Genomic DNA, 21,650 nt, shown 5'->3' with positions numbered 1-21,650 from the left:
TATTGGCGCTTAACCCTAACTCTGCAATAGTCGTGCCGACGCCGCATCGTTATCCTGTGCGGTCTTCATCATCTTCACCTGCATCTCAAATTTTCGACCCAGCTCGATCATCTTCACCATCGCTTCAACGGTGTTGACGTTGCTCGACTCGAGCGCACCGGAGGTGACACGAACCGATGTGTCGGGCTCGATGTTGATACCGTCGCGGGTGTACATCAGGCCATCGTTACGCTTCTCCAGCTGGCCCGGATCAGCCGACACCAGACGAATACGATCGGCCACCACCATGGTGGTGGCGTCCTGACCGACGGGGAGAATGGTGATCGCGCCATCGGCACCGATCTCAAGCTTTTCAAAGGGGGGTAATACGATTGGGCCGCCGTTACCGAGAATCGGATGACCGGCCCCGTTGGTCAGCATGCCGCTCTCGGTAAAGCGCAGATCACCGGCACGGGTATAGGCCTCACTAACACCGTCAGGGGCCTGCACACCGATCCAGCCATCGCCATCTTTAACGGCAAAGTCGAGCTCGCGCCCGGTGCTAACCAGGGTGCCAGCTGAAAGATCGGAGCCGTTACTTTCGGTGCTCGGGTAGACACGACCCTCATATCCGGGGCCGTAGACCTGCAGACTCTTTACGGCATCGAGATCGGCACGGAAGCCGGTGGTGCTGACATTGGCCAGGTTGTTACTGTTGATCGACTGGGAACGAAGCGTCTGCTTCGCCCCTTCCATCGCCAAATAGAGCATGCGGTCCATAACGTCACCTCAACCTATCGATTAACGGATGTTGATAATGGTTTGGGTTATCTGGTCATTGGTGCTGATGACCTGCGCATTCGCCTGGTAGTTACGCTGTGATGTGATCATCTTTACCAGCTGCCCCGAGAGGTCGACGTTGGAATCCTCCAACGCACCACCCTGAACCAGACCCAGACTCGCCGTACCGGGCTGACCGACCAGTGCTGCACCGGAGTCGAAACTCTCGGCCCAGTTGGTATCACCCAGCTGGCTCAAACCCTGTGAGTTGGCGAAACTGGCCAGTGCTACCTGACCCAGCGCCTGTGACTGACCGTTGCTGTAACGGGCAAAGACGGTACCGTCATTGGAGATATCGACACCGCTGAGTCGACCGGTTGAGTAACCATCCTGCGACAGGGCGAAAACGGCGAAGTCGGCGCCGTACTGCGTCAGGGCACTGACATCAACACTCAGATCGATGGGGTCGACATCGTTTCCGGGGGTGTCGACATCGATGCCGGTCATGTTGAATGAGAGGGTAGCGATGGCGCTGTCAGCAACTGTGGGCTGATCGGGCTGGCTAGAGTCGTCACGTGCCCAGAGCTGGCTGATCGAACCACCTGGAGAGAACTCAGCGATGAAATTGAGATCGGGATCATCGTTTGGATAGACAGCAGCGCCATCCATGAAGTGGTGAACCTCCCACTTATTGGGCTCTGGCATCTTGCGATAGTAGGTAGTCAGCAGATGGGTACCACCCTGAGAGTCATAGACGCTCAAAGAGGTTGAGTTGTTGTAGCTCGCGGGCTCATCGGGATCAAAGGCAATAACCTGTTTGTCGACACCATCAGCAATAACGGTCGAAACCGCTGCTGCAGGCGTCGTCTGCGTCATGTTGGCGAAGGAGAGATCGATATTAAGATCTGGCGCGTTGAGCAGATTGCTGGCATTACCCGTCAGGTCGATGCTGATGTTCTGATTACCGCCGAGGGTAATGGTCTGAGGTATCAGACTCGCTACGCCATCAACGGTGTAGGTCACGTCATATTCGCCTAGACGTTCTGTACCGGTCTGAGTGGTTGCAAAGCCCGAGGCGGTTGTTCCATCAGTGACGGTGGAAACGTCAACGGTGTATGGGCTCAGGGTGTCGGTAATGACATCGGTGCCCGCGTCATAGGTAAAACGACCGGCTACCGTGGCGGTATTTAGCTGGCTAACGACCTCACCAAGAACACCATCATCCGTTGCATAGTTAGCATTCAGGGTTATAGCGGTGGTTGAACCATTGTCGTATGTGAAATCGATCGTCGCAGTTTCACCCGCACCCGAATAATCTGATTTTGTGATCAGCCCGGTAAAATCTGCACTGGTACCTTCAAAGGCCGTCAGCGACAGGTCAAGATCATGCTCATAACCGTAATCATCTATTACGGTCAGGCCCGCAAAGTTGTTGGTTGCGGTTGGGTCGGTATCGAGATCGCCACTACTAATATCGATACCGGTGGTTGCTGTAGGATTACCTGGAACCGCCGCCGCAGAGTCAACGTTCACCGACACATCCACATCCTGAGTTGCATTAGGCTGGATGTTTGAGGTATCGAGCTGCATGTCACCAATCGCACCGGTGATTGCACCGGTCGCATCGGCCTGGAAACCGATCAAACGCTGGCTGAGGTTGTTGACCACATAGCCATCACGGTCAACCTGAAAACTACCGGCACGTGAGTAGAGTCGTGAACCGTTATCCTCAAGGACAAAAAAACCATCACCGTTGATCGCCAGATCAAGGTTGTTATCGGTGTAAGAGATGGTGCCCTGGGTGAACTGCTGCGATACAGCGGCAAGACGCACACCACTACCGATCGCATTGGATGAGGTACCACTGGAGGAAACGGCGTATACATCGGCAAACTCTGCACGAGACTGCTTAAAGCCGTTGGTGCTGGCGTTTGCGATGTTGTTTGAAATGACGCCCAGATCGGCTGCGGCCGCTTTCAAACCTGACAGTGCTGTATTAAATGACATAGTTAATATCTCCTGAAATCGATTACATAATCTGGCGAATGCGAGAGAATTCCGACTCTCCCAGCCCGTTCAGATTGACTTTGAAACCACTTGTACCTGTACCCAGTGATACGCTTCCAACCGAGTCGGCCATCAGCGGTTCCACTGCCTCTACTTCATTACCAAAACGCGCATTAGCGCTTACCAGATAGCGTCCGGGTGGTGCTGCCTCACCCTGCTCATTGAGTCCATCCCAGACGAAATAGCTAATCCCCTTCTCCACACTGCCGTAGTCAATGCTGCGGACGTGTTGACCAAAGGTGTCGTAAATCTCTACGGTGAGTTTTTCACTCGCCTGCGGCAGCTCAACACCACCGGCCAAGCCAGCCTCATTGAGGTTGCCAACCGCTTTGCCATCAGACATTTGCGGTTCGACCAGCACCGTGCGACCGACCATATTCGATGCCTGAAGCACCTGGTTCGATTGCATCCTGCCGGCAAAGTCGTCGAATGAAGTCTGTAGATCCTGCAGACCGGTGACCTGACTGAACTGAGCGATCTGGGTCAGATACTCACCACTCTCCATCGGCTTGAAGGGATCCTGATTTTGTAGCTGAGTCAGCATCAGGGTCAGGAACTGCTCCTGACCGAGTGCATTGGCATCAACCTCAGCATCCTTACTCGCTGTTTTTGTAGATAGCCCAAGGGCTGAGAGGGTCGATTGATCAATCGCGTTTGTCATTATCAGCTACCCCCCTACTGGCCAAGCTGCAGCGTGCGCATTAGCAGCTGTTTGGAGGTGGTCATCACCTCAACATTGTTCTGATAGGAACGAGAGGCGGAGATCATGTTCGACATCTCCTCCACGGTGCTGATATCGGGGCTGTAGACATAGCCCTGCTCATTGGCGAGTGGATTACCGGGGTCATATTTCATTAGTGGGTCGGCCTGACTCTCGACTACACCATCAACCCGCACACCCTTGGCAGCCTGGTTTGGATTCATCGAGTCGAGAATGGCCGAGAAGACAGGCTGGCGCGGCTTGTACACCTCTTCAGGTGTGGTCGCGACGTTATCGGCATTCGCCAGGTTACTGGCAACGGTATTAAGACGCACCGACTGTGCACTTAACGCCGAACCTGACACATCAAATACATTAAATAGCGACATAATTACTCTCCTCGAATGGCGCCGCGAATCGCCTTGATCTTGTCACCCAGGAATCTCAGGCTCGCCTGGTACTGAATGGAGTTCTCAGAAAACTCAGCCTGTTCAACGTGCACATCGACGGTGTTGCCATCAAGTGATGCCTGATTGGGAACTCGATAAGCCGGTTCCATGCCGACACCGCCTGAACTGGCACTGGTGATATGGTTTGAGTGGGTGCGGTTCATACCTTGCATCCCCAACATCTGGTCCTGCGCCTGCCCCAAAGCGGCCTTGAAGTCGATATCGCGCGCCTTGTAGTTGGGGGTATCGGCATTGGCCAGATTGGATGCGATCAACTCGGCACGACGAGCACGAACCCGTAGCGCTTCTGAATGAATCCCCAATGCTGAATCGATATTTATTGGCATCTTGCACCTCACACATTTCTCTTCTGGACAGAGAAAATGCAAAAGATATGCCACTAGCGTTTATTTCATAGATAACAACTGGTTGTAACATTTTGAAGGTAACAAGAGGTACTAAACGGCAAGAATTCGCCGCCATGCGGCAAGGTTTTAAGGATTACGGCAATCGATAGGTGATGGTTTGTTGACGCGCCCGAACTGTGAACAGAGAGTTGCTCTCTTGCACGCATCTATTGAATGTAAGGTGGGTTGAGCGAAAGCGCGATGAACCGTAGGTTCGAGTCCTATTAGGGAAACCCACCAAGGGTGAATGAGTGTAATTACGTTGCTATGTGGTGGGGGTCGCTTTGCTCGACCTACCCTACGTGTATAAGCGTTACGAAGGTGTTGCCGGGTTTCTTTCCACGTTACCCGCCACTGGCACTACAGCCCTCTTCCTATTTAACCTTATATACGACGCCACGCGGCATACGTACCAGTTCAAAATCATCTGAGTAGTTGGCAATTGACTCCGAACCACCGAGAAAGAGATAGCCACCAGGATTGAGCGCCTTGGCCATTCGCGACAGGATGTCACTCTTCGATTCGGCTGAGAAGTAGATCAGGACATTACGGCAGAAGATGATATCGAAACGACCCAACAGGGTGTAGCTCTGCATCAGATTAAGCTCGCGAAAGCTAATCCGACGTTTAACATCCGGATTGATCTGCCACTTATGCTCCTTCTGGGTAAAGAAGCGCTGCGTTCTCTCCGGGGAGAGACCACGAATTACCGCGAGGTTGTCGTAAACACCCTCCTTCGCCTCTGAGAGAATCGCTGGCGAGATATCGGTACCGGTTACCTGCACATCACCGGGGAGCGCACCGGGGTTTTTCTGCTGAAACTCCTGGGTGATCATGCTGATTGAGTAGGGTTCCTGCCCCGAAGAGCAAGCTGCAGACCACACCTTAATCGGCATGTTGCGCTTGGTTTTCGCCAGCTCGGGCAGTAGCGTCTCCATCAACATATCGTAGGGGTAGTTGTCGCGGAACCAGGAGGTCTCGTTGGTTGTCATCGCTTCGATAATCCGCTCGCGCAGACCTCTTACAATGCCGCTATTAAGTTTGGTCAATAGGTCGCCGAGTGAACCGAGACTGTACTCAGTAAAGACCTTAGTCAGGCGACTCGAAACGAGATATTGCTTGTTGTCACCCAGTACGATGCCACAGGTATCCTCCAGATACTTCTGGAAACCCTGATACTCTTGCTGGGTACAAAACGCCTTGGACACTATCGCTACCTTAACTCTCTCAACTACAGACCTTTCCCTATCTGGATGATAATAAATCGTCCCTGAAAGTCTGTTCTAGACCGGACGCCAGATTACCTGCAATTGACCACGTAAGCCACTAAAAAAGCTGCAATGTTTATCTTTGGAAGAGGATTATAAAGAAACAAGCCGTTGGAGTTCACCACTACCAACGGCTCGATATGAGACAAATTGTTAAGCGTTGTCGACCGCTTTAATCCGATCCAGTACGGCCCCAGCCAGCTCATCGGGCTTAAACTTGGCGATGAACTTGTTGGCTCCTACCTTTTCAACCATGGCATTGTTAAAGACGCCACTGAGAGATGAGTGGAGCAGAACATAGAGGCCGGTCAGGCGCGGATCGTTACGGATTGAGGTGGTCAGAGTGTAACCGTCCATCTCTGGCATCTCGATATCGGAGAGCACCATTGCAAGGCGCTTCAGCTTTGGATCCTCATCCTCCGCCCATTTCAGCAGGATATCGAGCGCCTGTTTGCCATCATTGGCAAGCGTTGTCTCCACACCGATCTGGTCGAGGGTACGTTTAACCTGGTTACGTGCCACGCTGGAATCATCGGCAATCAGCACGTGATGTGGCATATCTCCCACCTCATCAACATCGGAGAGAACCTCCTGAGAAATCTCCTCACTGACGGACATTACCTCTGCCAGAACCTTCTCCACGTCGATAATCTCAACCAGCTCATCATCAACACGGGTCACAGCAGTAAGGTAGGTGCCACGACTCATGCCCTTCGGCGGCGGCAGAATATCTTCCCAATTGGTGTTAATAATGCGGTCAACCGAGCTAACCAGAAAACCAATGGTGGTGCGGTTGAACTCGGTGATGATGACAAAGGCCTCTTTGAGATCATCGATCGGTTTCATCTTGATCGCCATACCAAGATCGACCAGGGGAATGGTATTACCACGTAGATTGGCTACGCCGCGTATCACTGGATGGGAGTGAGGCACGCTGGTGAGCGCAGGACACTGAATAACCTCCTGCACCTTAAAAACATTAATGCCAAAACGTTGTCGCGCACCGAGGCGAAACATCAACAGTTCTAATCGGTTGTGTCCAGCTAGCTGTGTACGCTGGTCTACACCATCCATTATGCCCGCCATGGGACCTCCTCAAGCTTCTTGTTGGCTATCTGCCTGAAACTATCGTCCAATTCAGCAGATTCTTGAACCGATATTTTTGGCACGCCTGTTGCAACGTAGTTATTCAGATGAAAAAAACCGTGCTGAAAAGCTAATGTTGTATGCGACTGGTAGAAGCGATTATGTACAGAAGAGTACAATTTAATCAATCTAAACAAAAAGATAATCATTCCAAACTGGGATGCCGTTTCTTTGACGCAGTGACAATGCCCAAGAGTCAAAAAAATGGGCATAACGCTTATCTACGCCTCTTCACCCTGCTGCTCGCCGCCCTGCCGATCTCTAATAAGATCCACGCGGCCGAACCGGTCAAATATCAGGGGCATGAGTCGATATATAGCAGTGTGCAGCAGTATATAAAGGAAAAGACATCGCACTACTCCATTCCAGCTGAAATTGAGGTGGGAAAACTCGATCGACGTCTTCGGTTGATTGCTTGCGATCAACCTCTGGCCACCTTTCTACGACCGGGTGCAAAGATGAGTGGAACAACTTCCATTGGTGTGAAATGTAACAGCGAAACACCCTGGACGGCTTACCTCACGGCCAACATTCACCTCTATGATAAGATCGCGGTCGCTTCACAACCGCTACCCCGTGGCAGATTGATCTCTGCAACTGATTTTGAACTGGTTGATCGTGAGATCTCTACGCTTTCACGCGGCTTTTTCACCGAGGCCAAGGCGCTCTACGGCATGGAGCTGAAACAGACACTCAAGGCCGACACCGTCATCACGCCTGCAATGGTCAAACAGCCCCTGGCGATCAAACGCCGTGAAGGTGTCACCATACTCGCCTCCAGTGGAGGACTGGTGATTCGTGCCCGAGGAGAGGCAATGGGTGATGGTGCTATCGGTGAACGAATCAAGGTCAAGAACAGCAGTTCTAAACGTGTTATCGAGGCGACAATCATCCGCGCGGGTGTGGTTGAGGTTCGTCTTTAAATAGTTAAAATTATTTCTAAAGGTTTCCCGGTTGCTGCCGACAATTAGTGCAGATAACCTAAAAGTATAAAGTGGAGAGATAAGACAATGGGCATCGAAATCAATGGGTTAAACAACAGGGCTACCCAGGGCGCTGGAACCTCTAAGCAGGATAAGGAGGTTCAGGGTGGCAAGGGTGAATCGGCAGACAAGGGTGCTCCGACTACTCAGGGCGACAGTGTCAGCCTGACCGATACCGCTAGCCGTCTCAGCAATCTTAGTGAGGCGTTGGCCGACACACCGGTGGTCAATACCGATAAGGTTGCCGCATTCCGCGAGGCCATCGCGAATGGGAGCTATCAGGTCAATCCGGAGAAGGTTGCGGAGAAGCTGATGGGTCTTGAAGAGAGTCTGGGCTAAACAGCCAACAGTGGAGTCAATCATGGATCAGTCTCGTCATATCGCAATGCTCGTCGATCTGCTCGCCAACCAGCGAGCCAATGTCACAGCATTACTTGAGTTACTGAATCAGGAGCGCTCTGCACTGAGACAGAACGACACCGCCGAACTGGAGGTGTTAGCCGCTGAGAAAGAGACACAAATCGGGAAAATCGATGCCAACGACCAGAGGCGCGTCACCCTTCTCAAGGCAGCAGGTTACGAAAACAATCAGGCAGGCATGCAGCAGCTGATCGCTCGCCTGGGTAATGAACCGGTTCTTCTCGACACCTGGAATGGATTACTAGACGATCTGACCGAGTGTAAAAAGCTGAACGAGATCAATGGTGGTTCGATCGAACTGGTAAAACGTCATCTCCAGCGTGCCATTTCGATCGTCAACGGCCAGAGCCAGAGCCCTAGCCTCTATAACGACAGTGGTATATCTACCTCGCAGCACACCGGTCACACCATCGCCAAGGCTTAGCGCCTCGGATCATCAGCCAAACGTAGAAAAATCGGGTAGTATTGCGTGCTTAGCGAAATATTTAGACCGAAAGAGAAAAATACGGTCATGCAAGCGGTAATGGCTGAAAAAAACACCCCTAAAAAGAGCGAAGCTCAATATCTCAAAGATCCTGCGCAGATACGTTCAATATTGAAACGTATTCAGGAGTCGCACGCCCTGCTCTCGCTCAGCCTGCCCAACAGTAAGGGCACCTATAGCAGCTCATTGATCAATGTCATACACGATGATGAGACAGATGTTGTTGAGCTTGATGAACTCACCCCATCAATCGGTCACGACCACTTCATCAAATCGAGAGAGGCACGTGTCTATGCCAAGTTGAATGGCGTCGATGTCCGTTTTTCCTGTCACCTTAAAGGCATTAAGCGTAGCGACGACGGTTACCTCTCCTACGTCATCGACCTACCGAGACCGGTCGAGTATCACGAGCTGAGAAGTTATTTCCGTGTACCAATCAGCCTGGCCAGCAACATTCAGGTCACCATCGAATTGGAAGCTCATCACGTCACTGCGCTCATTTCCGATATCTCTCAAGGTGGTTTTGGTGCGGTTATTACCGACTCAGTGGTCAACGTATCTATTGGTGACGTCTATCCCTGCACCATTCAGCTTTCTAAAAAAGAGAAGATCGAGTGTTCAATTGAGATCAGAAACTCTCGTATCAATGACTTTACAGATAAACAACACATCGGTGCTCAGTTCCACAAGCTGACCCGTGCCCAGGAGTTACGCATCTCTAACCAAACCGCTCAGTTGCAGCGAGAGATGATTCGCAAAAACCTGTCGGTCTAATCCAAGCGGCGCATTCGCCTCACATCACGCCAGTAATCCACATCCCAGAGTGGCTTAAGCTCCTTCCACTCCATACCAGAGGCACGCATCAATCGGCGTGTCTGCTGCATCACCCGACCACTCCCCCACTCCACTGCAGAAAAAGGGAGTGAGGCGCCGCGACGCAGACCAACCAACACATAGCCGCCATCTTCAGCAGGACCAAAGACAGCGTCAGCTCCCTGCTCCAATACATCGAAGGCCTGCTGCAGATAGGAGGCATCAATCGACGGACAGTCGGTGCCGATCAACAGTGCATAGGGGGCATCGCTTAACATCACCCTAAAAGCAGATGCCATTCGCTCTCCTAGATCCAATCCATGCTGCACACACAGCTCAAATGAGTAGTATTGCTGTAGTCGTTGTGTAAAGGGGTGCCAACGATTCGGGGCAACCCAAAGCGTCACGGGGGCGAGGTCAGATTGTGAAACGGTTGCAACAGTCTGCACCACTAACTTTCGATGAATACGTGCTGCACCGATGGCCCCAGTAGCAGGTATCAGTCTGGTTTTAACACGCCCCGCCAGTGGCTGTTTCGCAAAGACGGCGATTCGACCCTTAGCAAATTTCACCCTACCGATACCAGCTTGAGAGCCGCTGTGGATCGACACCGATGAGATAGCAGAGACGCAGCCACCACATCAACAGGATGGTTCTCACCACACCACGCTGCAACCAGCGTCGCCCAGAGGTAACGACACGCTCGTGTAGAGCTATAGGCCTAGCCACCTGTCGCAGCCGTTTGCTCAACGCCACATCCTCCATCAATGCAATCGAAGGATAGCCACCAACACGCCAGAAGAGCCTGGTGGTCACAAAGATCGCCTGATCCCCCGTTGCCACTCCAGTCTGTTGTGAACGCAGATTCATCATCTTCTCAACCACACCGATCAGCGCTGTTTTAGGTTCGATAGAGACATCAAAACGTCCCCAGACCTCGGGCGAGGACTGCTGATTGATAGCCTGATGAAGCAGTACCAGTGCCGTTGCGGGCAACACCGTATCGGCATGGATAAACCAGAGTATATCTCCCCTTGCAACGTCCGCCCCCGCATTCATCTGGAGCGCACGACCCGATCTGGTGACTACCACCCTATCTGCTAGCTCATGTGCAAGCGCAACAGATTCATCACTGCTGCCACCATCGACAACAATCAGCTCAACCATCTCATCGCGCTGGTCATTAAGTTGCAATAACAGGGAGTGAAGCGCTATGGCATCGTTCAGCACAGGGATCACTACTGAGATCATGGACGCCTCAGATATCGTTTTTTGAACAGGTTTTTATAGGGCCGATAGGGACATAATAGTTTAGAGTCCAAGCTGATTTTATCTTTGTGTTGTCCCATTACATCAATCTCTGCGAAGGCATCCAGAAGACTCTTCTCTCCTATTGCGAGTGCCTCTCGGCGTAGTGGGGAACGGTGTTTCACACCGACCTTGATGTGGGGATTGGTGTTAATCTCATAGACCTGCATTCGTCCACCAACCAGACCATAGTCAGCCCTGCCATACTCAATACCCGCCTGCTGAAAGATCTTCATCAACTGCTCCGCATGTGGATTCTCGCGTACGTAGGCAATCTCATCACGAAAATCATCATCACTGGCAAGTCCAATCTTGCCGTACTTAACGTTCCAGTTATCTTCAATCACAAAGTGGTGAGCGACGATCCGATCACCCACTCTGAATGCACCATATTTTCGATAAACCGACGGTGATGTCTCCTCGGCACAAAATTCAACCACCAGTAGACCTCGCAAGGGGTAACCTGTCTCTCTAAGTTGCGTCAGAGAATTTTCAAGATCAGCCTGGGTGAGCAGCAGATCTGAGAGCGGCTTGCCGTGGTCGCCCTCCCACCTTACAAACACCGGAAACCGGCGAGGAGCAGGATACTCATCGGCACGATAGACGTCGAAATCATTGACTCCTAGACGGTGCAAACCTTTTAACAGTTCAACGCGACTTTGCGCCCTTGCGGGATTGTTTAGCGGTCGACAACCCTCGGCCTTATTCAAGGAGTGGTAAACCTCACTCGCAATACGTAACTCCCACGGCATCAGACGTTCCAGGTCAGAAAAGATATAGCTACCAGCAGTAAGCGATCGCTTGGCAAAAAGTTCATCGTAACTGGATGTTTTCAGATCAAAACCACCATCAGCCTCACTCAATGCCTCAACTGAATAGTCGTGTCCCGTTGCTGTGATGAAATTGATCATCGCTCCATTTATCCCCTCTCTCCTGCAAATACCCTGTATAAATCATTGATAATACTAGAGCTCTACTTTGACAGCAGAGGCTGATCATAGCTAATCTTCACGGGGTATCTTAATCAAATAAAGGAATAGACATGAACGATTCAAATAATAAGGAAGCAAAAGTCTCGATTGATCCCAGCAAACTCCTTGGCAGCCAATGGCTCGAAACCAGTTCAGACACTAGCGACGACGCAACAAACGGCGTCAAGGTCGGAACAGTCAAAACTAAGAACCTTAAAGTTCGTGGTGGCAAGATCGGTGGTGCAAAACCTGGCATAGATAAATTCACAGCCTGATCTCAATCTAATTCTCTCCGCTCCCCATGCTTTTAAGGGGGGTGGTTGGATTGAACGGTAAAGCGTGAACTAAATCTATGGTCACAGCCTTCAATAACAGCACACTTCCTATCGGTTTTCTCCCCGACCGCAGGCGTGCAGACGCACTTTACTGCGAGATGAAAGCACGGCTAATAGATAGCCTCAGCTATCTGCATCAACAGTTATCAGATACAACCAGCCAGCCTCCCCCAATCGACAGTTGGTTAGCAACACTAAACAAAACCACCTTCATCAAGCCCGGCATTTTTGGCTACTACTACGATCTCGCTTCAGCGTTACTGCAAGATGATATCGAACTGGCCAAACAACTATTTACGAAGCTCTCCAGCTTCGAAGCAGCCGCAGGCGGTCTCTCAGTAATCACCCTCTCTGAGACCGACCTCGATAGAGAGAGTATCGATCTCTATATTCGCAACGTTGAGATTGAACCAGACGTCCCCCTGCACCTGACTGCACCCTCCGCCTCATCTGCTGAGCGAGTCTCCCCCCATATCCACGAGGCCCTTGAGATCATCGATCAGGTTCTGCCAGAACTGGGCGAGGAGATCAGAGCACTGACAACCGAGATCGTGATGGCCAGCAGTGCCAGGAATAGCGACGGCATCACCTTCCACGGTGCCTCCTCGGTCTACCTCTGGGGCACGCTCTTTATCAATGCCGACTACCACAAGACGCTGGTACAGGTACTCGACACACTGATCCACGAGTCGGCTCACTGCCTGCTGTTTGGACTCTCAGTCGAAGGTCCACTGGTCGAAAATCCTGAGGAGGAGCGGCACAGCTCACCACTGAGAGAGGATCTACGCCCCATCGATGGCATCTACCACGCCACCTTTGTGCTTTCGCGTATGCACTATGGAATGCAGAAAATTCTCGACTCGAGCCTACTTGATGATGAGAGTAACAAGGAGGTAGAGAGACTCATCGGACACCATGCCAGCTGCTTCAGAGATGGACTCAACACCATCGAGTCTGTCGGTAGACTCACCCAGCTCGGCAGCACCATCATGCAAGGCCCAAAACAGTACATGCAGAGTGTAGGTGCCATATAAACTCTAACGCGGTGCGCCAGAGCCACAGCACACGATCAATCGCTATAGCCAAATAGTCTCTCATTGTTATACTTCGCAACCTTTAGCGCCCGTGGCACAGCTGGATAGCGCAGCCCCCTCCTAAGGGGCAGGTCAGAGGTTCGAATCCTCTCGGGCGCGCCATACAAACAACAAAGGTCCTCGATAGAGGGCCTTTTTTGTTTGTGGGGTACGACCGAAGGCCTTGGTGAGAACCTCCAGGTTCGACGACCGAGCAACGCGAGGGAGAACGTCACTTGCACTCCAGCGACGGCCCGTAGGAGCAGGCAAAATCGAATCACCCTTTCGGCTCCTTAGCTTCGTTCCAATCTATCCGTTAAACACCGGAACAGGCAGAAATCGATACACCAACCTCATTTGTGGCACGCCGCTTGCTATCTCTTTATTGAGAGAAACTACGGCGAACATGCCTATTATGTTTAATTTCATGCAGTTACATACAACTAGAACACTCCCTGATAATAGTAATGACGGGAGTTTGACGCCTATCAAGCAGAAGGTGAGCCCTTCGCTGCCTGAATTCTGTCGTCTGTTATCGCTCATGTTGCTGACACTCCTCATCATTCCAAACGCGAATGCTGAGGTAACAACACAACAGCGGCTTACGCTAGATATGCAGCTTGATGGTGAGCTGATCGCTACCGATGTCATCGGTTATCGACACCAGCAGAGTCTGCTATTACCGCTTGGGGTCGTGGTCGAAAAGCTCGGTTTTCCGATTGAACTCAACCCCGTTGCAGGTAGCGGACGAGGATGGACGATCAGCCGGGAGCGCGACTTTGAACTCGATATCAACAGTGCAGCAGTCACCATTGATGGCAGTCGCAGTGTGATACCTGCAAACAGCGTCTACTCTGCCAACAACGAAATCTATGTTGAGCTCTCACAGCTATCGAACTGGTTCCCGATCGACTTCTCTTTTAACCAGTCTCGCATGAGAGTTGAGCTTGAGGCCCTGGAGACACTACCCATACAGACGCGACACGAAGGGAAGCACCCAGTAACATTCAATCAGACTGCGGTTCATACGAGACAACATGCACTCCCCTATCCAGCCAGGAGCCTTCCAACAACCGATCTAAGCCTCGACTATCGAGTCAGACGTCACGGCACAGAGAACAAGCCAGACTTCAGCGGTGGTTATGCATTGATTACGAATAATGAACTCCCCTTTATCTCCAGTGAGTTCTATCTCCGAGGTGATGAGAGCGATCTATTGGACGGTGCGCGTCTTAGCGTTAGCCGCACCGATGCAAACAAGGGTCTGCTGGGCCCATTACGCGCATCACGCATCAAGGTTGGCGATCTAAATACCGTAGAGATTCCACTCTATGAGGGTGGCAATCAGGAGCTCGGCATCAAGTTTGAGAATAGTGATCTCGAGCATGAATATAGCTTCGACACCACCGATTTTAGAGGCGACCTGCTACCAAACTGGGAAGTGGAGCTCTATCGCAACAATCTACTCATCGGCTATCTGATGACTCCCGAAAATGGGCGCTACGTCTTTAGCAACATTCCGCTCTACTACGGTAACAACGACTTCGAACTTATCTTCTACGGCCCTAACGGCCAGATCCGACGTATCAGCCGTAGTCACTTTGTCGGCCCAGGCATGCTGCAGAAGGGTAAGGCGATCTATCAGTTCTCTCTCAGTGAACAGGGCGAGCAGCTGTTTGATCTACAGGAGGATGAGGTCGCCAGAAACCCTCGTCTTAGCGCAAAAATCGATTACGGCCTGAACGATAAATTCTCACTGGGCGCAGCTCTTCACAGTGTTGAGCTGGGTGATCGCCGCCACCACTATCTCAACCTCGGCCTTCGCGGCGCCCTGCCCGGCATCTTTGCCAGCCTCGACACCACGCAGGACTCACGCGGGGGTGGTAGCTATCGCCTGCTTCTGCAGAAATCGTTACGGGGCATTAATCTACGTGCCAGCCTTGCCCTCTACGACGACTTCATTACTGAAGAGAGCTATACATCAAATAATCACCTAAAGTCGATCACCTCCATCTCAGCCAGCGGTCAGTTCGCCGGGATACCCATCGAATTCACCCTGCAAGATCGCGACTATGAAAATCATCGTGAGAGCATTTTGAGCAACACGCTCACCGCATATATCAACAGCGCCTATCTCAGCCACGACCTTAGATATATTCGCCTTGAATCAACCGCTGACGAATCGGAGATGGTTGAAGGTACGCTGCAACTCAGCAAACATTTAGCCCCCCTCTTTCTACGTGGTCGTCTCGACTACTCAATCTACCCAGATGAGCGTATCGACTCGCTCTTTATTTCAGCCCTGTTGAATCTCGAAGATCGACTAAGCATGAATTTCGACTTTACCCATAACATCGATGGCGATGATCTCAACCACTACTCTGCGGGCATTAACTGGCGCAGCGATGCACTAATAGTCACCCCCTCTATCGCCTTTAGCAGTGACGGTGACTACACCGGCATGGTCTCTGCCAATCTGGCCCTCGGTTATCAGCCGATTCAGGATAGCGAGATAGACAGCCGTGAGCGGAATCACCACGGAACCATTACAGCAACGGTTTTCGAGGACAGCAATAACAACGGCACACTAGACAGCGGAGAACGCGGTGTTGCGGGCGTCTCGATTCGTGGCGCAGCGGGTGAACAGGTCTCTCGAAGCGATCGCAGCGGCCATCTCTATATGACCAACCTGCCGACCGATACCCCAATCGATATCGAACTTGATATAGCAAGCATCAAGGATGCCTACCTGCTACCTCAACACGAATCACATACGATCACGTTAACCGCTGGAAAGCTGACCAGGCTGGACTTCCCGCTCACACCGACGGGGGAGATCGATGGCACCCTCCTGTTGCAGCAGAGTGATGGCAATCGTTCTCCCCTGCCCAATGTTGTCGTCGAGCTATTCGACGCTAACAACCGCCTGGTTCAGCGTCAGCGCAGCGCCTTTGATGGTTTCTACCGTTTCTACATGCTGCCACTTGGAGAGTACAACGTTAAGCTCGTAGCAAACGATGCCATGCAGATTATTAAGCAACCGACAACACTGGCCATTACAGACAAGGGAACGACACTTAATAACAGTGACATCATCCTCGGAGCCAGCCACCCGAAAGCGACTCAAACTCAATCACCAGGCAAGGCTGCTGCAACAACAGAAAAACAGCCCAACCGCTACCGTCCCATCATCACGAGTAAGCAGGAAACAACCCCGATAACCGTGGCAAAACGTGAACCCCAGCCTCTCCAGGTTAAACGCACTGCAGGCAAAATATCACTGCAACTCGGTTCATTCAGTGCACAGGCCCAGGCAGAGCGCAGTTGGAAAGCCATTCAACAGCGTCACCCTACTCTTACCCAGGATCTTCACGCCTCCATCAACAGCGCGCTGATCAACGGTTCACGTTACTACCGTATTACCACTAAAGAGCAGATGAGTCGTGCCAGTGCCGAGCAGTACTGCGCTCGTTTTAAGGCAGCAAAGCAGGCCTGCGTACCTGCTCTCACAGCAGAAAAAGAACCATCTACAGTACGCAAACCCGATTTAGGAGGGTTCACCCTGCAGCTGGGTTCATACACCAGCCATGCCAGAGCTGAGTCGGGCTGGAGTAGCATCAGTGAGAAGGTAAAGGTCACGCTGAAAAACTACAGTCACCGTGTATTAGCTCATACCGAAGGTAGAGTTACCCTCTACCGACTCACTTTAGCTCCGGGAGGCAGTGAGGCCTCAGCCCGTGATCTCTGCAACCGCGTCAAGGGGCTCGGCCAGCCGTGCCTGCCACTGGCGCTTAAATGAGAGAGAAACCGATGAAAAACTTCGCACTCATAATCACACTTCTCATCAGCTGCTTTCCTGTTACCGGCCCATTAGCCGCCGACGAGGGTATGGAAAGTCCTCAACAGGAACAGCACAGCAATACAGACAACGACAGTCGTGTTGGCGTCATCGCAGGGACGGCACTGGGTGGCGCAGCGACTGCCCATCCCGCTGGCCCGGTAATCGGTGGAGTTATTGGTTATCTGTTCGGTAAGAACAAAAACTTTATCGTCGATGCCTTTAACAAACTGCGTTCAGGCGTCACAGAGGAGAATGAGGAGGAGTCAGAGGTCAGCAAAACAGAACCTTCCATGCCTGAAACCGTTAAAACTGCATCCGCTACATCCGCTGAATCAGAGGCGGAGCCCACTCCCCCCACGCCTGTTGAGATGGTCAACAAACCACTACCTATCCCTATTGTCGCAGGTCCACCCCGCTGCTATGGCCATGCAACCAACATCACGACAAAGATGGAGATGGAGTTAGCTGCCCCCTCACTGCAAACGGAAAGCGGCGTGGTTAAAACATCGGTTAATCCCCGTCTTTCGCTGCGCGACCCTCGCTGTTTCTACTATATGGACTAATACGATCCCTCATATGATAACCAGCTTCATTTTAAGTGAATGCCCTCACTGAGCATCAGTGGTGTCTTGCACTCCTTCATCTATTTAGTTAATAACCTAATCGATCACGCTTTTTTTAGGCCCCAAGGGACACAGAATAATAACCCTCTCAACAGAGCATGATTACTACACCCTAAGAGTAGGTTAATGCCGCTCGACAACGCACCATTTACATTGGATGATGGGAACTATGTCTATCCGATATCGATTGGTGATCATCTCCCTTCTTATCTCCATCATTCCTGCTGGAATGATCGGCATTATTGGTTACAGCGAAGCTAAGGGGGCGCTTGAACGCAGCACACTTGCCGGACTCAATGCAGTCTCTGAATTTCGTGAGGGAGAGCTTTTTCTTTTCCTAAATAGCTTCAAAATCGTCACACGCAACTACGCCTCTGACGGCTACATCCGTGATCAACTGCTTATGACCGCAGATGCACGGACACGTATTTCATCACTAACCCGACTCAACAAACACCTCATTTACAATAAGGTCCCCCTCGATAATTCAATTCTCTACATTGACGTGCTCTCTCACGAAGGAATCGTTATCGCATCCAGCGATGAGAGCAAAATCGGTGTAAGCAAAAAAGAGAAGCGTTACTACACTCAGGGCCTGCAGCGAACCTTCATCAGCGATATCCACGCCCATAAAAATGGTCCGCCCGAGCTTGAGGTCGCCTCGCCCATCTATCCTAACGGTATGAATGAGAATCCAATCGGTGTATTGGTCGTCCATTTCAGTGCCGAGGCGTTCAATAATCTGCTTCGCGGCCAACTTATTGTCGACCTCGGTGCTAAATCTCAGATTCGAGGTATTGGCAAGACGGGTGAGACCTATCTGGTCGATAGAAACAGTCGAATGATCACCGACTCACTCTTTCTGGATAACAGTGATCACGAGCTTCAGGTCAACACCTATCCGGTCGAGATCGGAATCAGTGAACAACAAGAGGTGACCGGCCTTTGGGATGACTATCGCGGTGTCCCCGTTGCGGGTTCTTCTATGGTGATCACTATGGATGATTTCTTCTGCATTCTGATTAGCGAACAGGACCAGGATGAGGCCTTTCAGCCGATAACCCAATTACGTGATCGTGCGATCACACTCTCTGTCGCAATGTTTCTCTGTGTCATTGTCATCGCGCTAGCCACGGCAAGAACCATCTTTACACCCCTGAACAAACTGATGCGTGGTATCGAAACGATTGGTGAGGGAGACCTCTCATCACAGGTCACTGGTGTGAATGGCAACCATGAGATAGGCACCCTGGCTCAGGCATTTAACCGGATGTGTCAAAGTTTAGGCCGAACCCAGGCCAGTCTTGAAGAGAAGAATCGTAAGCTCGAAGAGCTTTCAACCAGAGATGGTTTGACCGGACTCTACAACCACCGCTACCTGAAAGAGAAACTCGAGTATGAGTTCAATCGAGCCCAGCGCTACAAGACACCACTCTGCGTCATGATGCTCGATCTCGATCACTTCAAACGAGTCAACGACACCTACGGTCATCTCTTTGGCGATTATGTACTCAAAGAGAGCGCTAAGCTGCTGACACAGGGTCTTCGTAAGACCGATATCATCGGCCGCTATGGTGGTGAAGAGTTCATGGTCATCTCACCCAACACACCGCTCGATAACGCAGAGTTTCTCGCACATAAACTGCGCAAGCTCTTTGATAATCACACCTTTACCAACGATGAGATCAGCAGCAACGTCACCATAAGTATCGGTGCAGCAAAATATTATGAGTCGATAGAAGACTACAACGGTCTAATCAATGTCACTGATCGCGCGCTCTATAGCGCCAAACAGGCAGGACGAAATCGCGTCTGTCTTGACGGGATGCCCTGCGAGACAGGCAGTTAAGGTCGGTTCTGTTTTGGACTGCTCCAATCCTTTACCAGGCACGAACAATATCACCCGGCCTAAGATCCTCTGCCCTACCTCTCTTCAACTTCAGCGTACCTATAGAGCTGTTGGGGAAGAGGCGTTTTATGGTCAAAGTACCGTAAGGGATCTCTTCAGCAACCATCTTGTCATGCAGATCGTGGGCCGCAATACGCTTTCTAAATATCTTTAATTCATCGTTGGGCCGCAATAGAACATTTGCACCGGCATCAATGTAGACCGTATTACCATCCAATTTCAGAATCCTTGCCTGCATCGGCATACAGGCCAGATCGTTAACAATATCTCGCACCTGCAGCTTGAGCATGTGCGCAACTGCCTGACCATACTCTGACTCGTTGAAACGACCATCAAAGGGGGTGATCTGCTTCATGTCGATACGTCCCTTCACCCTATCTCGATAGAGATGACGCGTAATCAGGCTACCGGAATAACCATCAAAAACCTCAATCTCGACCACCAGTTGCCGTACCGGCCACTTCCTTGCCGTATCGATCAGGTTGTCGTAGTAGGTTGAAGAGAGATCCAGAAAGCGTCCAGAGATCACAAACTGCGCCCCCTGCTCTTCTGCAACCTGTCTTGCCTGCTCTGCAGCCGTTCTCGAATAGTTACCCATAAGATCTAGCGCTGCTGGCACCAGTATCGTGTGGCCTCTCTCGGTGAGAACAAAGCGCCCTTCATCATCTAGCAGCTTGGTCAGTTGACTGGGATAACGCTGTTCAATCTCATTAAGATCATTGGCTTGCGCAGGATCACTGAGGCCAAACCCGACCACAACGACCCGTTTAAGCAGACCATACTCAGCGCCAGCTGAAGGACTACACATCTCAGCCATTGTCGGTTCATTAACCGTGCTCTCAGCAGGTGGTTTGTATTTGGCTGGCGGTACCGGTGGTCTCTGAAGACACCCCATCAACAGGGCTGTACTCAGAAGCAGGATCAGTGGCTGGTGTCTAAACATTGACGTCTTTTCCATCTATTAACTATCTACCGGTGATTAAAGCAAAAAATAGACCAACTTGAGGTTCTCTCGTCATCTCGCACAGCTTAGGGAGAGATACACAAAAGCATTACATGCAATGGCGAGTAACCATATCGGTATCACTAAGCGCCAATCTCATACACAACCACGACTCTTAACTCACTATCTTTCTTCAATCGTTGCGACTAGAAACCTTCCAGAAATTAACCGGACTCGATAATGAAATATCACCCTCTACCTGCGCACCACTCAATTTCATCCACTCTAATCTGGCGCCTAACCAGCTCTACATCCGACTCAGTCATTTCTTATACACCTCAAATAACAACAAGTTACACAAATTTTGATATCAAATAGTTGTTTATTAACCGCCAGCGCATATGACCAGCGTTGCGTTTTGTGACTGACAGTCATATATTTACGAGTAGTCACTGATTGGTAAACAACGAGTATTAAATATGGGTATTCAGGAGAGGAAAGAGCGCGAGTTTGCACGCCGTGAAGAGGAGATCCTCGATGCGGCACTGCACCTGCTCGATTGCGACGACTGGCTTTCGGTCACTGTCGAGAAGATCGCCAATGAAGCGGAGATAGGCAAAGGGACCATCTACAAACACTTCCCCAGCAAAAATGCCCTCTACGCCAAGCTGACGCTCAGCTTTTATGGTGGCCTGATGAGCAGCTTTCAGCAGGTCAGTAGTGATCTACCCGCCGATGAGGCGTTTCGTCACACCGCCACCCTCGCTCTGCGCTATCACCTTGAACACCCGCAGTATCGCCGGGTAGTGCAGTACTGCAACCGAGGTGATTTTAAAAACAGCGCGACACCCGAACTACTGGAACAGTTTCATCAAGTGGACGATCAATTCGACCGGTTTGGTGACGAGCTGGTACAGCGCGGCATCGATCAGGGTCTCTTTGCCAACAGGCCCATTGAAGAGATGAAGTACGGCATTCATGCCTGCTTCGATGGCGCGATCAACACCCTCTGGGAGGGTTACTGCTGGGGGCGTGACATCGATAACGATCGTTTTATCGATGCCACCGTCGAATTCATGCTTGCTGGACTACGTCACGTAGATCAGTAACAGGTCAAACCCAGCACAACGAAACACAGCAGTAATTTCTGA

At 51.2% G+C, this 21,650-nt stretch carries 21 protein-coding genes and 1 tRNA gene; 11 read left to right on the top strand and 11 right to left on the bottom strand.

Going from position 1 to position 21,650, the window contains the following annotated elements; all coding sequences use genetic code 11:
- Positions 1-15: 15 nt before the first annotated feature.
- From BOW52_RS03740 to BOW52_RS03710, 7 genes are all read right to left on the bottom strand, one after another.
- Entirely contained in the window at positions 16-759 is a 744-nt protein-coding gene (locus BOW52_RS03740; RefSeq protein ID WP_078482747.1) for a flagellar basal body rod protein FlgF, read from the bottom strand.
- 21 nt (positions 760-780) lie between these two features.
- Positions 781-2,766: a flagellar hook protein FlgE gene (locus tag BOW52_RS03735; protein ID WP_078482746.1), complete on the bottom strand. Its 1,986-nt coding sequence runs from the start codon at positions 2,764-2,766 to the stop codon at positions 781-783.
- Between the two features lie 22 nt (positions 2,767-2,788).
- Entirely contained in the window at positions 2,789-3,487 is a 699-nt protein-coding gene (locus tag BOW52_RS03730) for a flagellar hook assembly protein FlgD (RefSeq protein WP_078482745.1), read from the bottom strand.
- Between the two features lie 14 nt (positions 3,488-3,501).
- Positions 3,502-3,918, bottom strand: a complete 417-nt coding sequence (gene flgC, locus BOW52_RS03725) for a flagellar basal body rod protein FlgC (RefSeq protein ID WP_135622000.1) — start codon at positions 3,916-3,918, stop codon at positions 3,502-3,504.
- A complete protein-coding gene (gene flgB / locus BOW52_RS03720; RefSeq protein WP_078482743.1) occupies positions 3,918-4,322 on the bottom strand; it encodes a flagellar basal body rod protein FlgB in 405 nt (134 codons plus the stop codon). Before flgB ends, flgC begins: the two co-directional genes overlap by 1 nt.
- A 434-nt stretch (positions 4,323-4,756) precedes the next feature.
- Positions 4,757-5,590 (bottom strand): CheR family methyltransferase, encoded by an 834-nt coding sequence (locus BOW52_RS03715; protein WP_078482742.1) that lies wholly within the window; start codon positions 5,588-5,590, stop codon positions 4,757-4,759.
- A 213-nt stretch (positions 5,591-5,803) separates the two neighbouring features.
- Positions 5,804-6,736 carry a chemotaxis protein CheV gene (locus BOW52_RS03710; protein ID WP_078482741.1) on the bottom strand — a complete coding sequence of 311 codons (933 nt, stop codon included), beginning with the start codon at positions 6,734-6,736 and terminating at the stop codon, positions 5,804-5,806.
- Positions 6,737-6,981: 245 nt separating this feature from the next.
- Here BOW52_RS03710 and flgA point away from each other — a divergent pair, with 245 nt between their 5' ends.
- From flgA to BOW52_RS03690, 4 genes are all read left to right on the top strand, one after another.
- Complete coding sequence (gene flgA / locus BOW52_RS03705) at positions 6,982-7,719, top strand: flagellar basal body P-ring formation chaperone FlgA (RefSeq protein WP_172840127.1); 738 nt, start codon at positions 6,982-6,984, stop codon at positions 7,717-7,719.
- An 87-nt stretch (positions 7,720-7,806) separates the two neighbouring features.
- Positions 7,807-8,118 (top strand): flagellar biosynthesis anti-sigma factor FlgM, encoded by a 312-nt coding sequence (gene flgM / locus BOW52_RS03700; RefSeq protein ID WP_078482739.1) that lies wholly within the window; start codon positions 7,807-7,809, stop codon positions 8,116-8,118.
- A 22-nt stretch (positions 8,119-8,140) separates the two neighbouring features.
- Positions 8,141-8,623 carry a flagella synthesis protein FlgN gene (locus tag BOW52_RS03695; RefSeq protein WP_078482738.1) on the top strand — a complete coding sequence of 161 codons (483 nt, stop codon included), beginning with the start codon at positions 8,141-8,143 and terminating at the stop codon, positions 8,621-8,623.
- A 99-nt stretch (positions 8,624-8,722) separates the two neighbouring features.
- Positions 8,723-9,457, top strand: a complete 735-nt coding sequence (locus BOW52_RS03690; RefSeq protein WP_172840125.1) for a flagellar brake protein — start codon at positions 8,723-8,725, stop codon at positions 9,455-9,457.
- On the opposite strand, the gene BOW52_RS03685 is transcribed toward BOW52_RS03690, so the two are convergent.
- The 3 genes from BOW52_RS03685 to BOW52_RS03675 are packed head-to-tail and all read right to left on the bottom strand — an operon-like array spanning position 9,454 to position 11,715.
- Entirely contained in the window at positions 9,454-10,068 is a 615-nt protein-coding gene (locus tag BOW52_RS03685) for a TIGR04282 family arsenosugar biosynthesis glycosyltransferase (RefSeq protein ID WP_172840123.1), read from the bottom strand. The two genes, BOW52_RS03690 and BOW52_RS03685, sit on opposite strands and share 4 nt — an antisense overlap.
- Position 10,069: 1 nt before the next feature.
- Positions 10,070-10,747, bottom strand: coding sequence for a TIGR04283 family arsenosugar biosynthesis glycosyltransferase (locus BOW52_RS03680; RefSeq protein ID WP_078482735.1), 678 nt, complete (start codon positions 10,745-10,747; stop codon positions 10,070-10,072).
- A complete protein-coding gene (locus tag BOW52_RS03675; protein ID WP_078482734.1) occupies positions 10,744-11,715 on the bottom strand; it encodes a hypothetical protein in 972 nt (323 codons plus the stop codon). The genes BOW52_RS03680 and BOW52_RS03675 overlap by 4 nt, the downstream gene beginning before the upstream one ends.
- A gap of 131 nt (positions 11,716-11,846) precedes the next feature.
- On the opposite strand from BOW52_RS03675, the gene BOW52_RS03670 reads away from it, so the two are divergent.
- From BOW52_RS03670 to BOW52_RS03645, 6 genes are all read left to right on the top strand, one after another.
- The gene (locus BOW52_RS03670) at positions 11,847-12,050 is read left to right on the top strand and encodes a hypothetical protein (protein WP_078482733.1); all 204 of its coding nucleotides are present in this window, start codon (positions 11,847-11,849) and stop codon (positions 12,048-12,050) included.
- A 158-nt stretch (positions 12,051-12,208) separates the two neighbouring features.
- Positions 12,209-13,144, top strand: a complete 936-nt coding sequence (locus BOW52_RS03665) for an aKG-HExxH-type peptide beta-hydroxylase (RefSeq protein WP_172840121.1) — start codon at positions 12,209-12,211, stop codon at positions 13,142-13,144.
- 85 nt (positions 13,145-13,229) lie between these two features.
- Positions 13,230-13,306, top strand: a tRNA-Arg gene (locus BOW52_RS03660).
- 376 nt (positions 13,307-13,682) lie between these two features.
- Complete coding sequence (locus tag BOW52_RS03655; RefSeq protein ID WP_172840119.1) at positions 13,683-16,982, top strand: SPOR domain-containing protein; 3,300 nt, start codon at positions 13,683-13,685, stop codon at positions 16,980-16,982.
- Positions 16,983-17,071: 89 nt separating this feature from the next.
- Positions 17,072-17,587, top strand: coding sequence for a hypothetical protein (locus tag BOW52_RS03650; protein ID WP_172840117.1), 516 nt, complete (start codon positions 17,072-17,074; stop codon positions 17,585-17,587).
- 250 nt (positions 17,588-17,837) lie between these two features.
- Positions 17,838-19,496, top strand: a complete 1,659-nt coding sequence (locus BOW52_RS03645) for a sensor domain-containing diguanylate cyclase (protein WP_172840116.1) — start codon at positions 17,838-17,840, stop codon at positions 19,494-19,496.
- Positions 19,497-19,527: 31 nt separating this feature from the next.
- On the opposite strand, the gene BOW52_RS03640 is transcribed toward BOW52_RS03645, so the two are convergent.
- Positions 19,528-20,499, bottom strand: coding sequence for a flagella assembly protein FlgT middle domain-containing protein (locus tag BOW52_RS03640; RefSeq protein ID WP_172840114.1), 972 nt, complete (start codon positions 20,497-20,499; stop codon positions 19,528-19,530).
- Between the two features lie 479 nt (positions 20,500-20,978).
- On the opposite strand from BOW52_RS03640, the gene BOW52_RS03635 reads away from it, so the two are divergent.
- Entirely contained in the window at positions 20,979-21,608 is a 630-nt protein-coding gene (locus BOW52_RS03635; RefSeq protein ID WP_078482727.1) for a TetR/AcrR family transcriptional regulator, read from the top strand.
- Positions 21,609-21,650: the final 42 nt, after the last annotated feature.

This window comes from Solemya pervernicosa gill symbiont, from assembly GCF_002020875.1.
Lineage (GTDB): Bacteria > Pseudomonadota > Gammaproteobacteria.
Note: the sequence above shows the minus strand (reverse complement) of the source record. Positions and strands in the feature narration are given on the sequence as shown.

Excerpts from the sequence above, each read along its gene's own strand:
- BOW52_RS03740 (WP_078482747.1), bottom strand. The coding sequence starts at position 759 with ATGGACCGCATGCTCTATTTGGCGATGGAAGGGGCGAAGCAGACGCTT.
- BOW52_RS03735 (WP_078482746.1), bottom strand. The coding sequence starts at position 2,766 with ATGTCATTTAATACAGCACTGTCAGGTTTGAAAGCGGCCGCAGCCGAT.
- BOW52_RS03730 (WP_078482745.1), bottom strand. The coding sequence starts at position 3,487 with ATGACAAACGCGATTGATCAATCGACCCTCTCAGCCCTTGGGCTATCT.
- flgB (WP_078482743.1), bottom strand. The coding sequence starts at position 4,322 with ATGCCAATAAATATCGATTCAGCATTGGGGATTCATTCAGAAGCGCTA.
- BOW52_RS03710 (WP_078482741.1), bottom strand. The coding sequence starts at position 6,736 with ATGGCGGGCATAATGGATGGTGTAGACCAGCGTACACAGCTAGCTGGA.
- flgA (WP_172840127.1), top strand. The coding sequence starts at position 6,982 with ATGCCCAAGAGTCAAAAAAATGGGCATAACGCTTATCTACGCCTCTTC.
- flgM (WP_078482739.1), top strand. The coding sequence starts at position 7,807 with ATGGGCATCGAAATCAATGGGTTAAACAACAGGGCTACCCAGGGCGCT.
- BOW52_RS03695 (WP_078482738.1), top strand. The coding sequence starts at position 8,141 with ATGGATCAGTCTCGTCATATCGCAATGCTCGTCGATCTGCTCGCCAAC.
- BOW52_RS03690 (WP_172840125.1), top strand. The coding sequence starts at position 8,723 with ATGGCTGAAAAAAACACCCCTAAAAAGAGCGAAGCTCAATATCTCAAA.
- BOW52_RS03680 (WP_078482735.1), bottom strand. The coding sequence starts at position 10,747 with ATGATCTCAGTAGTGATCCCTGTGCTGAACGATGCCATAGCGCTTCAC.
- BOW52_RS03675 (WP_078482734.1), bottom strand. The coding sequence starts at position 11,715 with ATGATCAATTTCATCACAGCAACGGGACACGACTATTCAGTTGAGGCA.
- BOW52_RS03670 (WP_078482733.1), top strand. The coding sequence starts at position 11,847 with ATGAACGATTCAAATAATAAGGAAGCAAAAGTCTCGATTGATCCCAGC.
- BOW52_RS03665 (WP_172840121.1), top strand. The coding sequence starts at position 12,209 with ATGAAAGCACGGCTAATAGATAGCCTCAGCTATCTGCATCAACAGTTA.
- BOW52_RS03650 (WP_172840117.1), top strand. The coding sequence starts at position 17,072 with ATGGAAAGTCCTCAACAGGAACAGCACAGCAATACAGACAACGACAGT.
- BOW52_RS03640 (WP_172840114.1), bottom strand. The coding sequence starts at position 20,499 with ATGTTTAGACACCAGCCACTGATCCTGCTTCTGAGTACAGCCCTGTTG.
- BOW52_RS03635 (WP_078482727.1), top strand. The coding sequence starts at position 20,979 with ATGGGTATTCAGGAGAGGAAAGAGCGCGAGTTTGCACGCCGTGAAGAG.